General features: G+C 67.4%; 12 protein-coding genes. All 12 read left to right on the forward strand.

Annotation, left to right across the window (positions count from 1 at the left end; all coding sequences use genetic code 11):
• Nucleotides 1–195: 195 nt before the first annotated feature.
• Nucleotides 196–2,250 (forward strand): hydantoinase/oxoprolinase family protein, encoded by a 2,055-nt coding sequence (locus IEW34_RS25375; protein WP_188612027.1) that lies wholly within the window; start codon nucleotides 196–198, stop codon nucleotides 2,248–2,250.
• 31 nt (nucleotides 2,251–2,281) lie between these two features.
• Nucleotides 2,282–4,294: a hydantoinase B/oxoprolinase family protein gene (locus tag IEW34_RS25380; RefSeq protein ID WP_188612028.1), complete on the forward strand. Its 2,013-nt coding sequence runs from the start codon at nucleotides 2,282–2,284 to the stop codon at nucleotides 4,292–4,294.
• Nucleotides 4,295–4,405: 111 nt separating this feature from the next.
• The gene (locus tag IEW34_RS25385) at nucleotides 4,406–5,650 is read left to right on the forward strand and encodes an urea ABC transporter substrate-binding protein (protein ID WP_188612190.1); all 1,245 of its coding nucleotides are present in this window, start codon (nucleotides 4,406–4,408) and stop codon (nucleotides 5,648–5,650) included.
• A gap of 164 nt (nucleotides 5,651–5,814) precedes the next feature.
• Nucleotides 5,815–6,681 (forward strand): branched-chain amino acid ABC transporter permease, encoded by an 867-nt coding sequence (locus tag IEW34_RS25390; protein WP_188612029.1) that lies wholly within the window; start codon nucleotides 5,815–5,817, stop codon nucleotides 6,679–6,681.
• Complete coding sequence (locus tag IEW34_RS25395) at nucleotides 6,681–7,742, forward strand: branched-chain amino acid ABC transporter permease (protein ID WP_244642207.1); 1,062 nt, start codon at nucleotides 6,681–6,683, stop codon at nucleotides 7,740–7,742. The genes IEW34_RS25390 and IEW34_RS25395 overlap by 1 nt, the downstream gene beginning before the upstream one ends.
• A 3-nt stretch (nucleotides 7,743–7,745) precedes the next feature.
• Nucleotides 7,746–8,468, forward strand: a complete 723-nt coding sequence (locus IEW34_RS25400) for an ATP-binding cassette domain-containing protein (RefSeq protein WP_188612031.1) — start codon at nucleotides 7,746–7,748, stop codon at nucleotides 8,466–8,468.
• Nucleotides 8,465–9,142, forward strand: coding sequence for an ABC transporter ATP-binding protein (locus tag IEW34_RS25405; protein WP_188612032.1), 678 nt, complete (start codon nucleotides 8,465–8,467; stop codon nucleotides 9,140–9,142). The genes IEW34_RS25400 and IEW34_RS25405 overlap by 4 nt, the downstream gene beginning before the upstream one ends.
• 41 nt (nucleotides 9,143–9,183) lie before the next feature.
• Nucleotides 9,184–10,320, forward strand: coding sequence for an aminomethyl transferase family protein (locus tag IEW34_RS25410; RefSeq protein WP_244642232.1), 1,137 nt, complete (start codon nucleotides 9,184–9,186; stop codon nucleotides 10,318–10,320).
• Nucleotides 10,321–10,333: 13 nt separating this feature from the next.
• A complete protein-coding gene (locus IEW34_RS25415) occupies nucleotides 10,334–10,933 on the forward strand; it encodes a dimethylamine monooxygenase subunit DmmA family protein (RefSeq protein WP_188612033.1) in 600 nt (199 codons plus the stop codon).
• Nucleotides 10,930–11,889, forward strand: a complete 960-nt coding sequence (locus tag IEW34_RS25420) for a PDR/VanB family oxidoreductase (RefSeq protein WP_188612034.1) — start codon at nucleotides 10,930–10,932, stop codon at nucleotides 11,887–11,889. The genes IEW34_RS25415 and IEW34_RS25420 overlap by 4 nt, the downstream gene beginning before the upstream one ends.
• Nucleotides 11,890–11,967: 78 nt before the next feature.
• Complete coding sequence (locus tag IEW34_RS25425) at nucleotides 11,968–13,008, forward strand: heme-dependent oxidative N-demethylase family protein (RefSeq protein ID WP_188612035.1); 1,041 nt, start codon at nucleotides 11,968–11,970, stop codon at nucleotides 13,006–13,008.
• A gap of 144 nt (nucleotides 13,009–13,152) precedes the next feature.
• Nucleotides 13,153–14,679, forward strand: coding sequence for an acyl-CoA synthetase (locus tag IEW34_RS25430; RefSeq protein WP_188612036.1), 1,527 nt, complete (start codon nucleotides 13,153–13,155; stop codon nucleotides 14,677–14,679).
• Nucleotides 14,680–14,746 lie beyond the last annotated feature (67 nt).

Here is a 14,746-nt window from a genome sequence, read left to right on the forward strand (position 1 = left end):
TCTGAATACGGCTATTCCAAGTTGTACATTCGACGCGGGCGCGCCAAAGCTGCCGCCACCCGTGTCCCGGAGGCTAAGGGAGCCACCACCAGCTTGATCGCTGGCGGTGGCTTTTTCGTTTTCGCGACGCCGTGACCTCAAGGCTCGGCGCAACGGCAGCGGCGCGACCAAAACGCGCCCAAGGAGCAAGTCATCATGTCGACAACCGAAGTATCCAAGGACGCGGTGAGGGTCGCCTGCGACGTGGGCGGCACGTTCACGGACATCTGCGTGCTCAACGAGCTGACGGGCCGCATGCATGTCGCCAAGGTGCCGACGACGCCCGATCCGATCGAGGGCGTGCTCGCCGGCATCGACGCCGGCGGCGTTGCGCTCAAGGACATCGTGCTGTTCTCGCACGGCACGACGCTCGCCACCAACGCGCTCATCACCCGCCGCTTCCCGCCGGCGGTGATGATCACCACCAAGGGGTTTCGCGACACCATCGAGATCCGGCGCGGCAATCGCGACGACCTGTGGGACACCTACAAGGAGATGGCGAAGCCCTACATCCGCCGGCGTGACCGGCTCGTCGTCAGCGAGCGCATCGACTATTCCGGCCGCATGGTGACGCCGCTCGACGAGGCCGAGGCGGCCGATCTGGCGCGCATCGTCAAGAAGCGCGGCGTCAAGACCGTGGCGATCTGTTTCGCCAACGCCTTCATCAACCCGGAGAACGAGCGGCGGATGCGGGACATCCTGGCGCGCGAGATCCCCGACGCCACCATTTCGCTGTCCAGCGACATCATGCCGGAGATCTTCGAGCACGAACGCTTCTCCACCACCGTGGCCAACGCGGTGCTGGCGCCCGTCGTCGGTTCCTACGCGCGCCGGCTGGAAGGGCGCATGAAGGAAGGCGGCTACCACGAAGACGTGCTGCTGCTGCATTCCGGCGGCGGCGTGATGACGGCCAAGACGGCCGAGCAGTTCGCCGCGCGCCTGTCGGCCTCCGGCATCGCCGCGGGCGCCATCGCCAGCCGCTTCGTGGCCGAACATGCCGGCTTCAAGAACTCCATCGGCCTCGACATGGGCGGCACGTCCACAGACGTGTCGCTGTGTGACAACGGCAATCTGCGCGTCACCAAGGAATGGTACGTCGAATACGGCTATCCGATCTGCTTCCCCTCCATCGAGGTGCTCACCATCGGCGCTGGCGGCGGCTCGCTCGCCTGGATCGATGCGGCCAAATCGCTGCGCAACGGCCCGCAGTCCGCCGGCTCGACTCCCGGTCCCGCCTGCTACGGCCGCGGCGGCAGCAACCCGACCAACTGCGACGCCAACGTTGTGCTTGGCCGGCTAAGCGACAATCTGGCCGGCGGCAAGGTCTTGCTCGACAAGGCGCTGGCAACCGCGGCGATCACCGGCGGTGTCGCCGACCCGCTCGGCATGTCGGTCGAGGAGGCGGCGCTGGCGGTGCTCAAGGTGGCCAACGCCAACATGGCTGACGCCGTGCGGCTGCTGTCGATCCGCCGCGGCTACGATCCGCGCGACTTCGCGCTCGTGGCCTTCGGGGGCGCCGGGCCGCTGCACGGGGCGGCGCTCGCCAAGGATCTGTCGATCCCGGTGGTGCTGGTGCCGCCCAATCCGGGGGTGACCTCGGCGCTCGGTTGCCTCTTGGTCGATATCCAGCATGACGTCACGCAGATGTACCTGTCCAAGGTCGAGGACGTCGCCATCGACGACCTCGAGACGACGTTCCGGGCCCTGGAGATCGAGGGGCGCGAACGCCTCAAGAACGAGGGCGTCGGCGACGACCGCATGGTGTTCCAGCGCAAGATCGACATGCGCTACCTCGGCCAGTGGCGGGCGCTGTCGATCCCGCTTTCGGCGCCGATCACCTCGCTGGACGAGGCTATCGCCAGCTTCCACCACGAGCACGGCCGCGAGCACAATTATTCGCGCCCCGGCGCGCCAGTGGAGATCTATCGCGTCAGCGTCATCGCAACCGGCCTCACGCCACAGGCCAGCTTCGCCGAGTTCGATCTCACGGACGCCCCGGCCGTCGCTGTGGGCAGCCGTTCCGTCCGTTTCGACGAATTGCCCGAGGCGGTCGAGACGCCGGTCTACGACCGAGGGGCCCTGCAAGCCGGCATGAAGGTTGCCGGCCCCGCCGTTATCGACCAGCTCGACTCCACCATCCTGGTGCCGCCGGGCGTCACCGCCGAAGTCGACCGCTCCCTCACTATCGTGATGCGCATTCCGCTCGCCTGAGATGCTGCTGCACCTGAAGAAAGATCTTGCCATGAGCACGAACGACAAGGGATTGGATCCCGTCACCTTCGAAGTTCTCAAGAACGCTTACGTCAATATCGTCGACCAGATGGCGGAGCAGATCTTCCGTACCTGCTATTCTTTCGTCATCTATTCCCGCGATTTCTCGTCGGCGCTGTGCGACGTCAACGGCGACACCATCATGCAGGGCAGCGGCGATATCGCCGCGCATGTCGGGACGTTGCACTACACGGCCAAAGCGGTGATCAACAACTTCAAGGATGACATCCATCCCGGTGACGTCTTCGTCGTCAACGACGTCTACCAGGGCGGCACTCACTTCAACGATACACGCATCGTGCGCCCGATGTTCTACAAGGGCGAACTGCTCGGCTTCTCCCAAGCCAACGGCCACTGGGCCGACGTGGGCGGCGCCGTGCCAGGCTCCTTCAACGTCAATGCCATCGACCATATGGCGGAGGGCCTGCGCATCACGCCGACGCGGGTGTGGAGCAAAGGCCGGTGCCTCGACGACGTCTGCCGGCTGATCGCCTCCAACACGCGGGCACCGGCCGACATCATCGGCGACATGCAGGCCCAGGCTGAGGCCACCAGGGTGGCGGAGCAGGAGATCTGCCGCCTGGTCGAGAAGTACGGGCTCGACGTCATCAAGCGCTCCTTTGGCGCCGTGCAGGACTATGTCGAGGTGCTCACGCGCCAGCGGGTCTCCGAACTGCCCGACGGCGTGTGGCAGACCGAGGACTACATCGACGTCGATCCGGGTCTCGGCGAGGGCCTGATCCCGATCCGCATCACCATGACCATCAAGGGCGACAGGGTGCATTACGACCTGTCGAAGTCCCATCCCAAGTCGATCTCGAGCTTCCTCAACGCCTGCTTCGGCGGCGCCTTCGCCGCCATCGTCGCCGGCACCAAGATGCAGTTCCCCGAGATCCCGTTGAACTCGGGCTTCTACCGGGTCGTCACCGTCGATCTTGGTCCAGAGGGATCGGTGGTCAATGCCGCCTGGCCGACGCCGGTGGCCGGTTTCTGCTCGGGGCCGTTCGAGAAGATCATGAACTCGATCTTCGAACTGTGGGCGGAGATCCTGCCGGAGCGGGCGATGGCCTGCACCTTCAACCTGGATTACCTGCTGATCGGTGGACGCGATGGGCGCCAGCCGGGCCACCAATACTTCATGTGGTACGACTGGATGGTCGGCGGCTGGGGCGCCCGCAACGGCCGCGACGGCTGGGCGGCCACCGGCCCGGTGTTCGGCGTCCAGCTCGGTACCCAGCCGTTCGAGGGCCAGGAGCGGCTGGCACCGGTGCTGACCACCTGTCACGAGCTGCAGGTCGATTCCGGCGGCCCGGGCGAGTTCCGCGGCGGCATGGGGGTCGAGAAGGGCGTCATCCTCACCAAGGTGGACCGCACCGTGGTCTCCTACTGCTGCGACCGCGAGCGCTCGATCACCTGGGGGCTGTGGGGCGGCCTGCCGTCCATTCCGCACGGCGTCTGGGTCAACCGGGACACCCAGGGCGAGCGCTACCTCGGCTCCCTCTTTTCCAACGTGCCGCTCGAGGCGGGCGACATGGTCTCGCGACCATCCGCCGGCGGCGGCGGCCTCGGTGATCCGCTGGAGCGGGACGAGGAGCTCGTCTGCGAGGACGTGGCCGACGGCTACGTCTCGATCGAGCGGGCGGCCAAGGACTACGGCGTCGTGGTCAAGGAGATCGATGCGGATCTGGCCGAATACGAGGTCGATCACGAGGCGACGCTCGCCCGCCGCGCCTACATCCGCAGCAACCGCGCGAAGTGGCTGCAGGAGGATGCGGAAACCGTAGCCGCGCGCTACCGCGCCGGCGAACTCACCATGCACGACCTCATCCGCGCCCATGGCGTCATCGTCAACTGGGGCTCGGGCGAACTGCTGCCCAAGACCACCGAACAGTTCCGCGCCATGCTGATGCGCCGCACCGCGCCCTACTGGGGCAAGAGCGTCGCCAGCGGCAAGGACGCATCCGTCACACTCAAGGTCGCCTGAGACCATGGTCGGCCCGCACCGCGGGCCGTCCGCCATCGCGCAGATCCGGCCGCACCGGGCGCCGGAGCGTCATCGCCCGTGCATCAACACAACTGGAAGGTGGACACGATCATGGTCGACATCACCCGTAGGACGCTCCTCACCCTCGCCGCAGGGGGCGCCGCCGCCAGCGTCGGCCCCTTCTATCTCAGGCGGGCGCAGGCCGCCGACGCCATTCCCATCGCCGGCATCCACGATGCCTCGGGCGGCATCGACATCTATGGCCGGCCGATGATCAACTGCCTGCAACTGGCCGTGGAGGAGCTCAATGCGGCCGGCGGCGTGCTCGGCAAGCCATTGAACCTGGTCAACTACGACCCCCAGTCGAACATGCAGCTCTACACCCAGTACGCCACCGAGGCGGCGACGAAGCAGAAGGCCGCGGTGGTGTTCGGCGGTATCCTGTCGGCGTCGCGCGAGGCCATGCGGCCGACGCTGCGGCGCTTCAAGACGCCCTATTTCTACAGCCTGCTGTACGAGGGCGGCGTCTGCGATCGCAACATCTTCTGCATGGGCTCGACGCCGGCGCAGACCTTGCAGAAGTTCACGCCCTTCGTGATGAAGCGTTTCAACGGCAAGAAGATCTACACCTTGGCCGCCGACTACAACTACGGCCAGATCACCGCCAAGTGGATCAAGAAGTTCGCCACCGAGAGCGGCGGCGACGTCGTCGCCACCGACTTCTTCCCCCTCGACGTCAATGATTTTGGGCCGACGATCCGCAAGATCCAGGCGGCGCAGCCCGACATCATCATGTCGGTGCTGGTCGGCGCCAACCACAATGCGTTCTATCGGCAATGGGTGGCCGCCGGCATGAAGAACAAGATCCCGATGGCCTCGACGACGTTCGGCATCGGCAACGAGCAGCTCACCACCTCCCCCGAGGAGCAGAACGGCATCATCGTCTCCTACGCCTACCTCGACGGCATCCAGACGCCTGAGAACAAGGCGTTTCTGGCGAAATACACCAAGCGCTTCGATGACAAGGCGGACCCCGTCACCGAGGGCGCGGCGATGACCTATCACGCCGTCAACCTGTGGGCGAAGGCGGCCGAGCTGGCCGGCAGCGTCGACCGCGATAAGGTGATCGAGGCGCTGGAGACCGGCCTGAGCTTCATCGGCCCGGCGGGCAAGACCACCATCGATCCCGCCACCCACCACGACACGCTCGACGTCTACATCGCCGAAGTGCGGGACCGCAAGTTCAACGTGCTCGAGAGCTACTTGCAGCAGCCTCCGGCCGACACTGCCGCGGTCTGCAACCTCAGGGCCCATCCCAACGAGAACAAGCAATTTGTCATCGACGTGAAGGTGTGATGAGCGCCAGACAACACTGCGATGCCGTCATGGCCGGGCTTGACCCGGCCATCCATCGAAAAGTAACGGCGTCGTCGTCGGCCAGACGATCTGAGTTCTTGAGTGGATGGATGGCCGGGTCAAGCCCGGCCATGACGCGGCGACTACCGTTGAGAGCCCTATAGATGGATTACATCGTCATCATCGTTTTGCAGCTCGCGGTGACTGTCGCCAACCTGGCCCTGATCGCGGCTGGTCTGGCGATTGTCTTCGGCATGATGAGGGTCATCAACTTCGCCCATGGCGAGTTCTTGATGCTGGGCGGCTATGCCGCCATCGTCTCGCACCGGGCCGGAGTCAACCTCTGGATCGCCATGTTCGTCGTCGCGCCCCTCGTCGTCGGCGCCGTCGGAGCCGTTCTGGAGCGGCTGGTGATCCGCCGGCTCTATGGGCGCATGATCGACACCATGCTGGCGACGTGGGGCATCAGCCTGGCGCTGATCGGCCTCGTCACCGTGGTCTTCGGCAACACGGTATCGGGCATCTCGCCGCCGCTCGGCAGCCTGGAGGTCGGCCGCTATGCCATCGGCCGCTACGAGCTGCTGCTGGCGGTCGTCTGCGCAGCTCTCTACGGGGGTGGCTGGTTGCTGTTGCGGCGCACCTCCTTTGGGCTGATCGCCCGCGGCACCATGCAGAACCGCACCATGGCTGCGGCTCTCGGAGTCGATCCCGGCCGCGTCTACGCCGTCACCTTCGCCGCCGGCGCCGCCGTCACTGGTCTTGCCGGCGCTTTGATCGCGCCCATCGCCGGGGTCGTGCCGACGATCGGCGCGGCCTACATCGCCAAGGCCTTCATCACCGTTATCTCCGGCGGCGCCGCCATCATCGCGGGTACGCTGAGCTCGGCCACCCTGCTCGGCTCGATCAACACCGCCTTCGCCTTCGCCTTCAGCCCGGTGTTGGGCGAGGTCGCCCTGCTGGCCGCGGCCGTCATCCTGCTGCGGCTGCTGCCGCAGGGAATCACCGGCCGCTTCTTCAGAAAGTCGCTGTGATGCTGAAGTCCTCCCTCGGCGCCGCCGCCGTCGCACTCGCCGCCGTCTACGCCCTCGTCGTCGTGCCCGCCGAGGGCCAGATGACCACGATGATCAACGGCTCGGTCTATGCGAGCTACGGCATCCTGGCGCTGTCGCTAGCCTTGATCTGGGGCTACGGCGGCATCCTCAGCTTCGGCCAGGCCGCTTTCTTCGGCCTCGGCGGCTACGCCTATGCGATCGCCGCCCTCAACCTGGGCAATACCTGGGCGGCGCTCGTTATCGCCGTAGCGCTGGCCGGCGCCAGCGCCGCGGTGCTCGGCTATTTCATGTTCTGGGGCCGTATCAGCGACGTCTATCTCGGCGTCATCACACTCACCGTGTCGCTGATCCTCTACCGCTTCCTCAACCAGACCGCGGGCGATGAGTGGACCATCGGCTCGGCGCCGCTCGGCGGCTTCAACGGCATCCCGTCGACGCCGATCCTGACGCTGCCCGGCCTGCCCGACGAGCCGCTCTCGCCGGAGCAAATCTACGTGCTGGCCATGGGCGCGCTGTTCGTCGGCTACCTCGCCTGCAAGCTGCTCGTCGCCACCCATTTCGGCCGGGTCGTCGTGTCGATCCGGGAGAACGAGATGCGCGCCGAGCTGCTGGGCTACGACGCGCGGCTCTACAAGCTCGGGCTGTTCACCTTCGCCGGAGCGCTGGCCGGCATCGGCGGCGTGCTGTTCGCCAACTGCGTCTTCGTCAGCCCCAACATGTTCAATTTGCAGACGAACGGCCAGCTGATCATCTGGGTGATCGTCGGCGGCCTCGGCACGCTGGCCGGCCCGGTCATCGGTTGCTTCCTGCTGCTGATGCTGGCGACCTTCCTCGGCACCGTTCACCAAGGCGGCGGCACCAACTGGTTCGACCCCAACCTGGTGCTCGGCGTGCTGCTGACGCTGGTGGTGGTGGCGCTGCGCAAGGGTCTGCTGCCGCTCGCCATCGCGGGCTTTGACGCCATCGCGGCGCGCCGTGGCCAACGCGGCCGCCTGGCCCGAGCCGCCGACCCCCTGGTCTGCGAGCCGCAGGCGGAGTGAGCCATGACCGAGGCCCTCATCCTCGAAGCCCGCGGACTGACCATGCGCTTTGGCGGGGTCACCGCCGTCGATGGCGTCGATCTCAAGGTCCGGCCCGGCGAGTTGCGCTGCCTCATCGGCCCCAACGGCGCCGGCAAGAGCACGTTCTTCAAGATGCTCTCCGGCCAGTTGCGGCCGAGCGCCGGCGACGTCGTGTTCAAGGGGATCAGCCTCGTCGGCCTGCCCGCCTCGCGCATCGCCCGCCTCGGCATCGGCATCAAGACGCAGGTGCCCAGCGTGTTCAACGGCCTCACCGTGGCGGCGGGCGTGACGCTCGCCGCGCGTCGGTCGCTGCCGCCGATGCTGGCTCGCGCACGCACCGACGAGACCTTGGCGCGGATCGGCATCGGGCGGCTGCGCGACCGGCTGGTGGGCGAGCTGGCCCACGGTCAGCGCCAGCTCGTGGAGCTCGCCATGGTGCTGGCGCCGCAGCCCGACCTCGTCCTGCTCGACGAGCCGGCGGCCGGCATGACCGCCGACGAGGTGAGCCGGCTCGCCGATCTCGTCGTCGAGCTGACGCGGTCGAGCGCCGTCATCATCGTCGAGCACGACATGCAGTTCATCCGCCGTATCGCCCGCGACGTCACCGTCTTCAATTGCGGCCGCGTGCTGGCCGAGGGGCCGGCCGGCCAGGTGCTGGCGGACCAACGGGTCAAGGACGTCTATCTCGGAAAGGAAGCGGCATGAGCCTTCTCGCCGCCAGCGGCATCGAAGCGGGCTACGGGCAGATGCGCGTTTTGACCGACGTGCGCTTCGAGGTGGAGGAGGGCGAGTTCCTCGGCATCCTCGGTCACAACGGCATGGGCAAGAGCACCTTGCTCAAGGCGCTGTGCGGCGAGATCCCACTGACCCGGGGCGCCATCGCCTTCGCCGACCGGGATGTCGGCAAGCTGGCCGTGCATGCGCGCGCGCGGGCCGGGATCGGCTATGTGCCCCAAGGCCGGCAGATCTTCCCGGCCCTGACCGTGCGCGAGAACATGCTGATGGCGGCGCTCGGCTCAGGTCGACCGGCCACTGTGGCCGATCGCGTCCTCGCCAAGTTCCCGCGGCTGCAGCCGATCGTCGACCGGGCCGGCGGCGTCCTCTCGGGCGGCGAGCAGCAGATCCTGGCGCTGGCGCGCTGCCTGTGCGGCGAGCCCAAGCTGCTGCTGCTCGACGAGCCGACCGAGGGCGTGCAGCCGTCTATCCGCGACGAGATCAGCGACACCCTGCTCAGGCTGCGCCGTGACTTCGGCCTGACGCTGCTGCTCGTCGAGCAGAACATCCAATTCATGCAGAGCCTGGCCGACCGCGTGCTGCACATGGAGAAGGGCCGCGTCTCGGCCGGGCACGACGAGGCGGCCGGGGCCCTGGCCTTCTAAGGCATCCGCCGATTACCGCAAACCGAGGAGGAAGCATGTCGATGGGCGTGATGTCGTGGCGGCGGTCGCCCCTGGCCGAGAGGCACCGGGCACTGGGGTCCAATCTGGAGGATTGGAACGGCATGGAGACGGCCTGGACCTACGCGGGCCGCAGCGTCGCCGACGAGCATGAGGCGATCCGCACCAAGGCGGCGGTGATGGACGTCTCGGGGCTGCGCAAGGTCCACCTGGTCGGGCCCCATTCGCACCACATCCTGCAGCGGGCGACGACCCGGGACGTGCGCAAGGTCTATCCGGGCAAGTCGGTCTATGCCTCGATGCTGAATGAAGCGGGCAAGTTCATCGACGACTGCATCATCTATCGCACCGGCCCCAACACCTGGATGGTGGTGGTCGGCTCCGGCACCGGCTACGAGGCGCTGACCTGCGATCTTGCCGGCAAGAACGCGGCGCTCCTGTTCGACGACGACCTCCAGGACCTGTCGCTGCAGGGGCCGCTCGCGGTGGACTACCTGGCCCGCCATGTGCCGGGCATCCGCGAGCTCAAATACTTCCATCACATGCAGACTACCCTGTTCGGCAAGCATGTGATGATCTCGCGCACCGGCTACACCGGCGAACGGGGTTACGAGATCTTCTGCCGAGCCGAGGATGCGACCGAGATCTGGGACCAGATTGTCGCCGAGGGCGAGGGCATGGGCATCATTCCGGCCTCGTTCACGGCGCTCGACTGGGTCCGCGTGGAAAGCTATCTGCTATTCTTCCCCTACGACAATTCGCAGATGTATCCCTTCGCGGACGAGCCGCCGGGCGACACCCTGTGGGAGCTCGGCCTCGACTTCACCGTCTCGCCCGGCAAGACCGGTTTTCGCGGCGCCGAGGAGCACTATCGGCTGAAGGGCCGCGAGCGCTTCAAGATCTTCGGCGTGCTCGCCGATACGGACGCAGTTCTGACGGCGGGCGACGCGCTGTTCCAGGGCGACAAGCGGGTCGGCGTGGTTACTTGCGGCATGTATTCTCGGCTGACCCGGCGCTCGATGGCCATCGCCCGCATGGATGTGGCGGTGGCCCGCGAGGGGGTGGCGTTCGAGGTGCGCGGCGCGGAGGTCGCCTGCCGCGCTATCGCCCATCCCATCACCTTCGACGATCCCAAGAAGACCAAGCGTACGGCCGCTTGAGACGGATCCCGCCATGCCTGAAACGAGCATCAAAAGCCGGCCCGTGTACGGCACGCTGGCGCCGCAGCCGGGTACCCGGCATATCCTCCTGGCCGATGGCGACGGGGCCGCGGCGATCGTCGACTTGGCCCGGGCGGCGCCGCCGGAGTTTTTCGAGCGTGCTCACATCATCACTGCGCCGGCAGCCGGCGCAATGGCGGTGCGAGCGCCATTGCGCGCCCTCGCACCGGCCGTCCTCGACGAAACGGACCGACTGGCTGCTGCCCTGTCGCGTCTGGCCGAGGTGCTTGCTGGTGCGGGCATGGGCACACGCCTCTATGTAGCCGGGACAGAGGGAACGATCGGCCAGGCCATGCAGGTCGCCCTGGACGCGGGCGTCGAGCTCGGCGCCATCGCCACCGAGCACCGCGGCTCCAGGGCGCGGCGGGTGCAGTGCGCGCACTGCAAGACCTTCATCGATGAGGTGACCACGCAGCCGGTGGCCTGTTCCGGCTGCGGCCTGATGCTCTTCGTGCGCGACCACTATTCGCGTCGCCTGGCGGCGTTTCAGGGCGTCTGCGTCGACGCGGAGGAGCCGGGCAGCGCCCCTACCCCCGAGGAGGTGTTCACGTGAGCGCCCCGTCGATCGCCGTGCGGGTGAGCGAGGTCGCCGCGGTGACCCCCCTGGTCAAGCGCTTTCGCCTGGAGCCGGAGAGCGGGGGCCGGTTGCCGGCTTTCTCCGGCGGCGCCCACATCGCCGTCGAGATGCAGGACGGCGCGCACCGTCGACGCAACGCCTTTTCGCTGATGGGGTCGCCGTCCGACACCACGGGCTACGTCATCGGCGTGCGGCGCCATGACAACGGTCGCGGCGGCTCGCGCTACATGCACGAGCGCGTGACGCCGGGGACGATGCTTCGCATCGCCCATCCGGCCAATCTGTTCCCCATCGACGGGCGCGCCCGCAAGCACCTGCTGCTGGCCGGCGGCATCGGCATCACGCCGCTGGTGGCCATGGCGGAGCAGTTCGCCCGGGACGGGCAGCCGTTTGAGCTGCACTACGCCGCGAGATCGCCGGAGCATGCCGCCTTCGCCGACGAACTCCTGGAGCGCTTCGGCCCCGCCGTGCACACCCACTTCTCGGCGCAGGGGCGTCGGCTCGCCTGCGCCTCGCTCCTGGCCGAGCAGCCGCTCGGCACGCACCTCTACGTATGCGGGCCCGAGACGTTGATGGACGAGGCCTTCGCGTCGGCCCGGGCACTCGGCTGGCCCGAGCAGAGCCTGCACCGCGAGCGCTTCGCCGCGCCGGCGCGCGGGCTGCCCTTCGCGGTCCGGCTCGCGCGCTCGGGCCGGCGCGTCGACGTCGGCGCGGATCAGTCGATGCTGGAAGCCCTGGAGGCCGCCGGCGCGCCAGTGGCCTCGCTGTGTCGCGGCGGCGCCTGCGGCCAATGCGAGACGCGGGTGCTCGCATGCGACGGCACGCTGCTGCACGCCGATCACTACCTCAGCGCGGCCGAGCGGGGGGCAGGCGGCAAGGTCATGCCGTGCGTCTCACGCTTCGCCGGCCGCTCTCTCACCCTCGACCTCTAGCTCCATGAACCCAGACCGCTTCTTCTGCGATTGGGTGGATCCACCCAATCGCGAAGCGCTCTAAGCCCGAGAGCCGCGATGACCATCACGTTCCGCCGGGAGACGTTCCGCGACGACTACAACTTTAGCAACAGTGCGGTGGGCATCCGCCGTTTTCCCTTCCCGTTCGATCGCGACCACTACATGTACGCGGTCAACATCGAGCCGCATGTGAAGGGGCACCCCGGCACCATCTACGAGAGCCTCATCGACGTCGACGAACACTATGTGGCGGAGATGCAGGACCGGGCGCTGGTCCTCGCCGAGGATCCACTGCGCTCGCAGTCCCTGCCGCATATGGAGCTGGCCGGCTGGGACCTGCTGGAGCTGCTGATGGAGCAGCTGGCGGCCGGCTATCCCGCGCATTTCGAGCTGCGCCGCAGCGGCAAGCGCTGGCGCTGGGTCAATCGGCCGCTCGGCATCGACGACACCTTCGTTTTCGGCGCGGCGTCGACGCTGCCGTATGGCCCGATGGAATACATCACGCGCCAGGCGCAGGGGGATTTCTGCATCCTCGACCAGCGCGACGGCAATCTGTGGATGGACGCGGGCATGGTGACCACGCAGGCCGACTGGTCGCTCGATTTCGACCTCGGCATGAACTTCATGGAGTGGCATGCGCCGGTGCCGCGGGCCCACGAGATGGGCGTGTTCGACCGAGCGCTGAAGTTCATGCTGAACCTGGGGCAAGGCCAGCCCATGCGCCGCTTCAACTGGACCATGACGGTCAACCCGCGGCTCGACACCAGCCCCGAGACCTACCCCAAATGGGGGCCCGACCGCCGCTCGGTCACGGCCGACAACGTCGGCGACAAGGTGCACCTGCGCGTCGAGCTTCAGAGCTTCTGGCGGCTGCCGCGCTCCAACGCCATCGTCTTTCCGATCCGCTGCTACCTGATCAAGCTCGAGGAACTCGTCACCGTGCCCAAATGGGCGCGCCGCATGCATCGGGTGCTGCGCGACCTGCCGCCGGACCTGGTGGACTACAAAGGCCTGACCCGCTGGCGGCCGATTGCCGTCGACTACCTCGCTGCCTTCGACGACGGGGCCGCGACCTCGCCCGGCATCTGGCCGGATTGACGCTCTTTGTGTTCTGCGGCTCCCGGCCGGCGCAGAAATCGCCAACGAATTTGTCAGTCGAGGTCATTCGGCCCCTGCCGGCGGCTCGTTATGGAGATGGCATGAGCGCGGCCACCCGCGTCGCCGCCTGCCGCCGAGACCGCCATGCCGACCTTGCACTCATGGGCCCGCCAGGCCCCGGACAAGCCTGCCTGCATTCTGGCCGATACGGGCGAGTTGCTGACCTATGGCGTGCTGGACCGGCGCGCCAATGCCGTCGCGCAGCTGCTGCTTGAGGTTGGGCTCGCGCCCGGCGACGGCGTCGCCATTCTGCTCGACAATGACCTCGCCTATTTCGAGCTGGTCTGGGGCGCCCGGCGCTGCGGGCTCTACTACACGCCGATCAGCACGCACCTGAAAGCCGAAGAGGCCGCCTTCATCGTGCGCGACAGCGGCGCGCGCGCGCTGTTTGCCAGCGAGCGCTACGCCGACGCCGTGGCGGCGCTGCTCGCGGACAACCCGGCGGGCTGCACCGTCTATGCCGTCCGCGGCGAGATGCCCGGTGCCCGTGACTATGCGGCGGCTCTGGAGCACTTCGACCGCTATGCCGAGTTGCCGGCGGGACCCGTCGGCAAGGATTTTTTCTATTCCTCCGGCACGACGGGGCAGCCGAAGGGCATCAGGCAGCCGCTCTTTACCAATAATCGGCAGGCACAGGCGTCCGGTGACTGGGTTCGCGACAGCTTCGACTTCGTGCAGGACATGGCTTATCTGTCGACGGCGCCGCTCTACCACGGGGCGCCGCTCCGCTTCACCATGCGGACGCTGGAATCGGGCGGCTCCGTGGTGGTGATGCGCAAGTTCGACGCGCCGGCCGCCCTGGCTGCCGTCGAGCGCTATCGGATCACCCACAGCCAGTGGGTGCCGACCATGTTCTTCCGGCTGCTGGCACTGCCGCCCGAGGTGCGCAGCCGCTACGACCTCGCCTCCCACCGCTGCGCCATCCACGCCGCGGCCCCGTGCCCGCCCGAGATCAAGGAGCAGATGATCGCCTGGTGGGGACCGATCGTCTGGGAATATTACGCAGGTTCCGAGCGCAACGGCGTCACCTGCATCTCGACGGCGGACTGGCTCACGCATCGGGGCTCGGTCGGCCGCGCCGTGGTCGGCCGGCTGCATATTCTCGATGAGGACCAGCGGGAGCTCGCGCCGAACCAGGTCGGCGACGTCTACTTCGACGGCCCGGAGTTCGTCTATCACAACGATCCGGAGAAGACCGCGCGGTCTCGCAACGCCGCGGGCTGGAGCACCATCGGCGACGTCGGCTACCTCGACGGAGAGGGGTTTCTCTACCTCACCGACCGTCGCTCGCACATGATCATCTCCGGTGGCGTCAATATCTACCCGGCGGAGATCGAGAACCGTCTGGCGCTGCACGAGGACGTCGCGGACGTGGCCGTCTTCGGTGTGCCGAACCGCGAGTTCGGCGAGGAGGTCAAGGCGGTCGTCGCGCTCAAGGATCCGTCACGGGCATCGCCCGAGCTGGCCTCCGCTCTGAGTGCCTTCTGCCGGGAGACGCTGTCGCACGTGAAGTGCCCGCGCAGCATCGACTTCGAGCCCGAGTTGCCGCGGCACGAGAACGGCAAGCTGTTCAAGCACGTCCTGAAGCAGCGGTACTTGGACCGCGCGTGAGCGGCGCCCGGGGCCACGGTGGCATTCGTCGCGCGGTGCTGCGGCCGCGCGGCTTACCGCACGAGGG

This window comes from Chelatococcus reniformis, from assembly GCF_014640075.1.
In the GTDB taxonomy this organism is placed as follows: Bacteria; Pseudomonadota; Alphaproteobacteria; order Rhizobiales; family Beijerinckiaceae; genus Camelimonas; species Camelimonas reniformis.

Excerpts from the sequence above, each read along its gene's own strand:
- IEW34_RS25395 (WP_244642207.1), top strand. The coding sequence starts at position 6,681 with ATGCTGAAGTCCTCCCTCGGCGCCGCCGCCGTCGCACTCGCCGCCGTC.
- IEW34_RS25385 (WP_188612190.1), top strand. The coding sequence starts at position 4,406 with ATGGTCGACATCACCCGTAGGACGCTCCTCACCCTCGCCGCAGGGGGC.
- IEW34_RS25410 (WP_244642232.1), top strand. The coding sequence starts at position 9,184 with ATGGGCGTGATGTCGTGGCGGCGGTCGCCCCTGGCCGAGAGGCACCGG.
- IEW34_RS25390 (WP_188612029.1), top strand. The coding sequence starts at position 5,815 with ATGGATTACATCGTCATCATCGTTTTGCAGCTCGCGGTGACTGTCGCC.
- IEW34_RS25425 (WP_188612035.1), top strand. The coding sequence starts at position 11,968 with ATGACCATCACGTTCCGCCGGGAGACGTTCCGCGACGACTACAACTTT.
- IEW34_RS25400 (WP_188612031.1), top strand. The coding sequence starts at position 7,746 with ATGACCGAGGCCCTCATCCTCGAAGCCCGCGGACTGACCATGCGCTTT.
- IEW34_RS25380 (WP_188612028.1), top strand. The coding sequence starts at position 2,282 with ATGAGCACGAACGACAAGGGATTGGATCCCGTCACCTTCGAAGTTCTC.
- IEW34_RS25375 (WP_188612027.1), top strand. The coding sequence starts at position 196 with ATGTCGACAACCGAAGTATCCAAGGACGCGGTGAGGGTCGCCTGCGAC.
- IEW34_RS25405 (WP_188612032.1), top strand. The coding sequence starts at position 8,465 with ATGAGCCTTCTCGCCGCCAGCGGCATCGAAGCGGGCTACGGGCAGATG.
- IEW34_RS25415 (WP_188612033.1), top strand. The coding sequence starts at position 10,334 with ATGCCTGAAACGAGCATCAAAAGCCGGCCCGTGTACGGCACGCTGGCG.
- IEW34_RS25430 (WP_188612036.1), top strand. The coding sequence starts at position 13,153 with ATGCCGACCTTGCACTCATGGGCCCGCCAGGCCCCGGACAAGCCTGCC.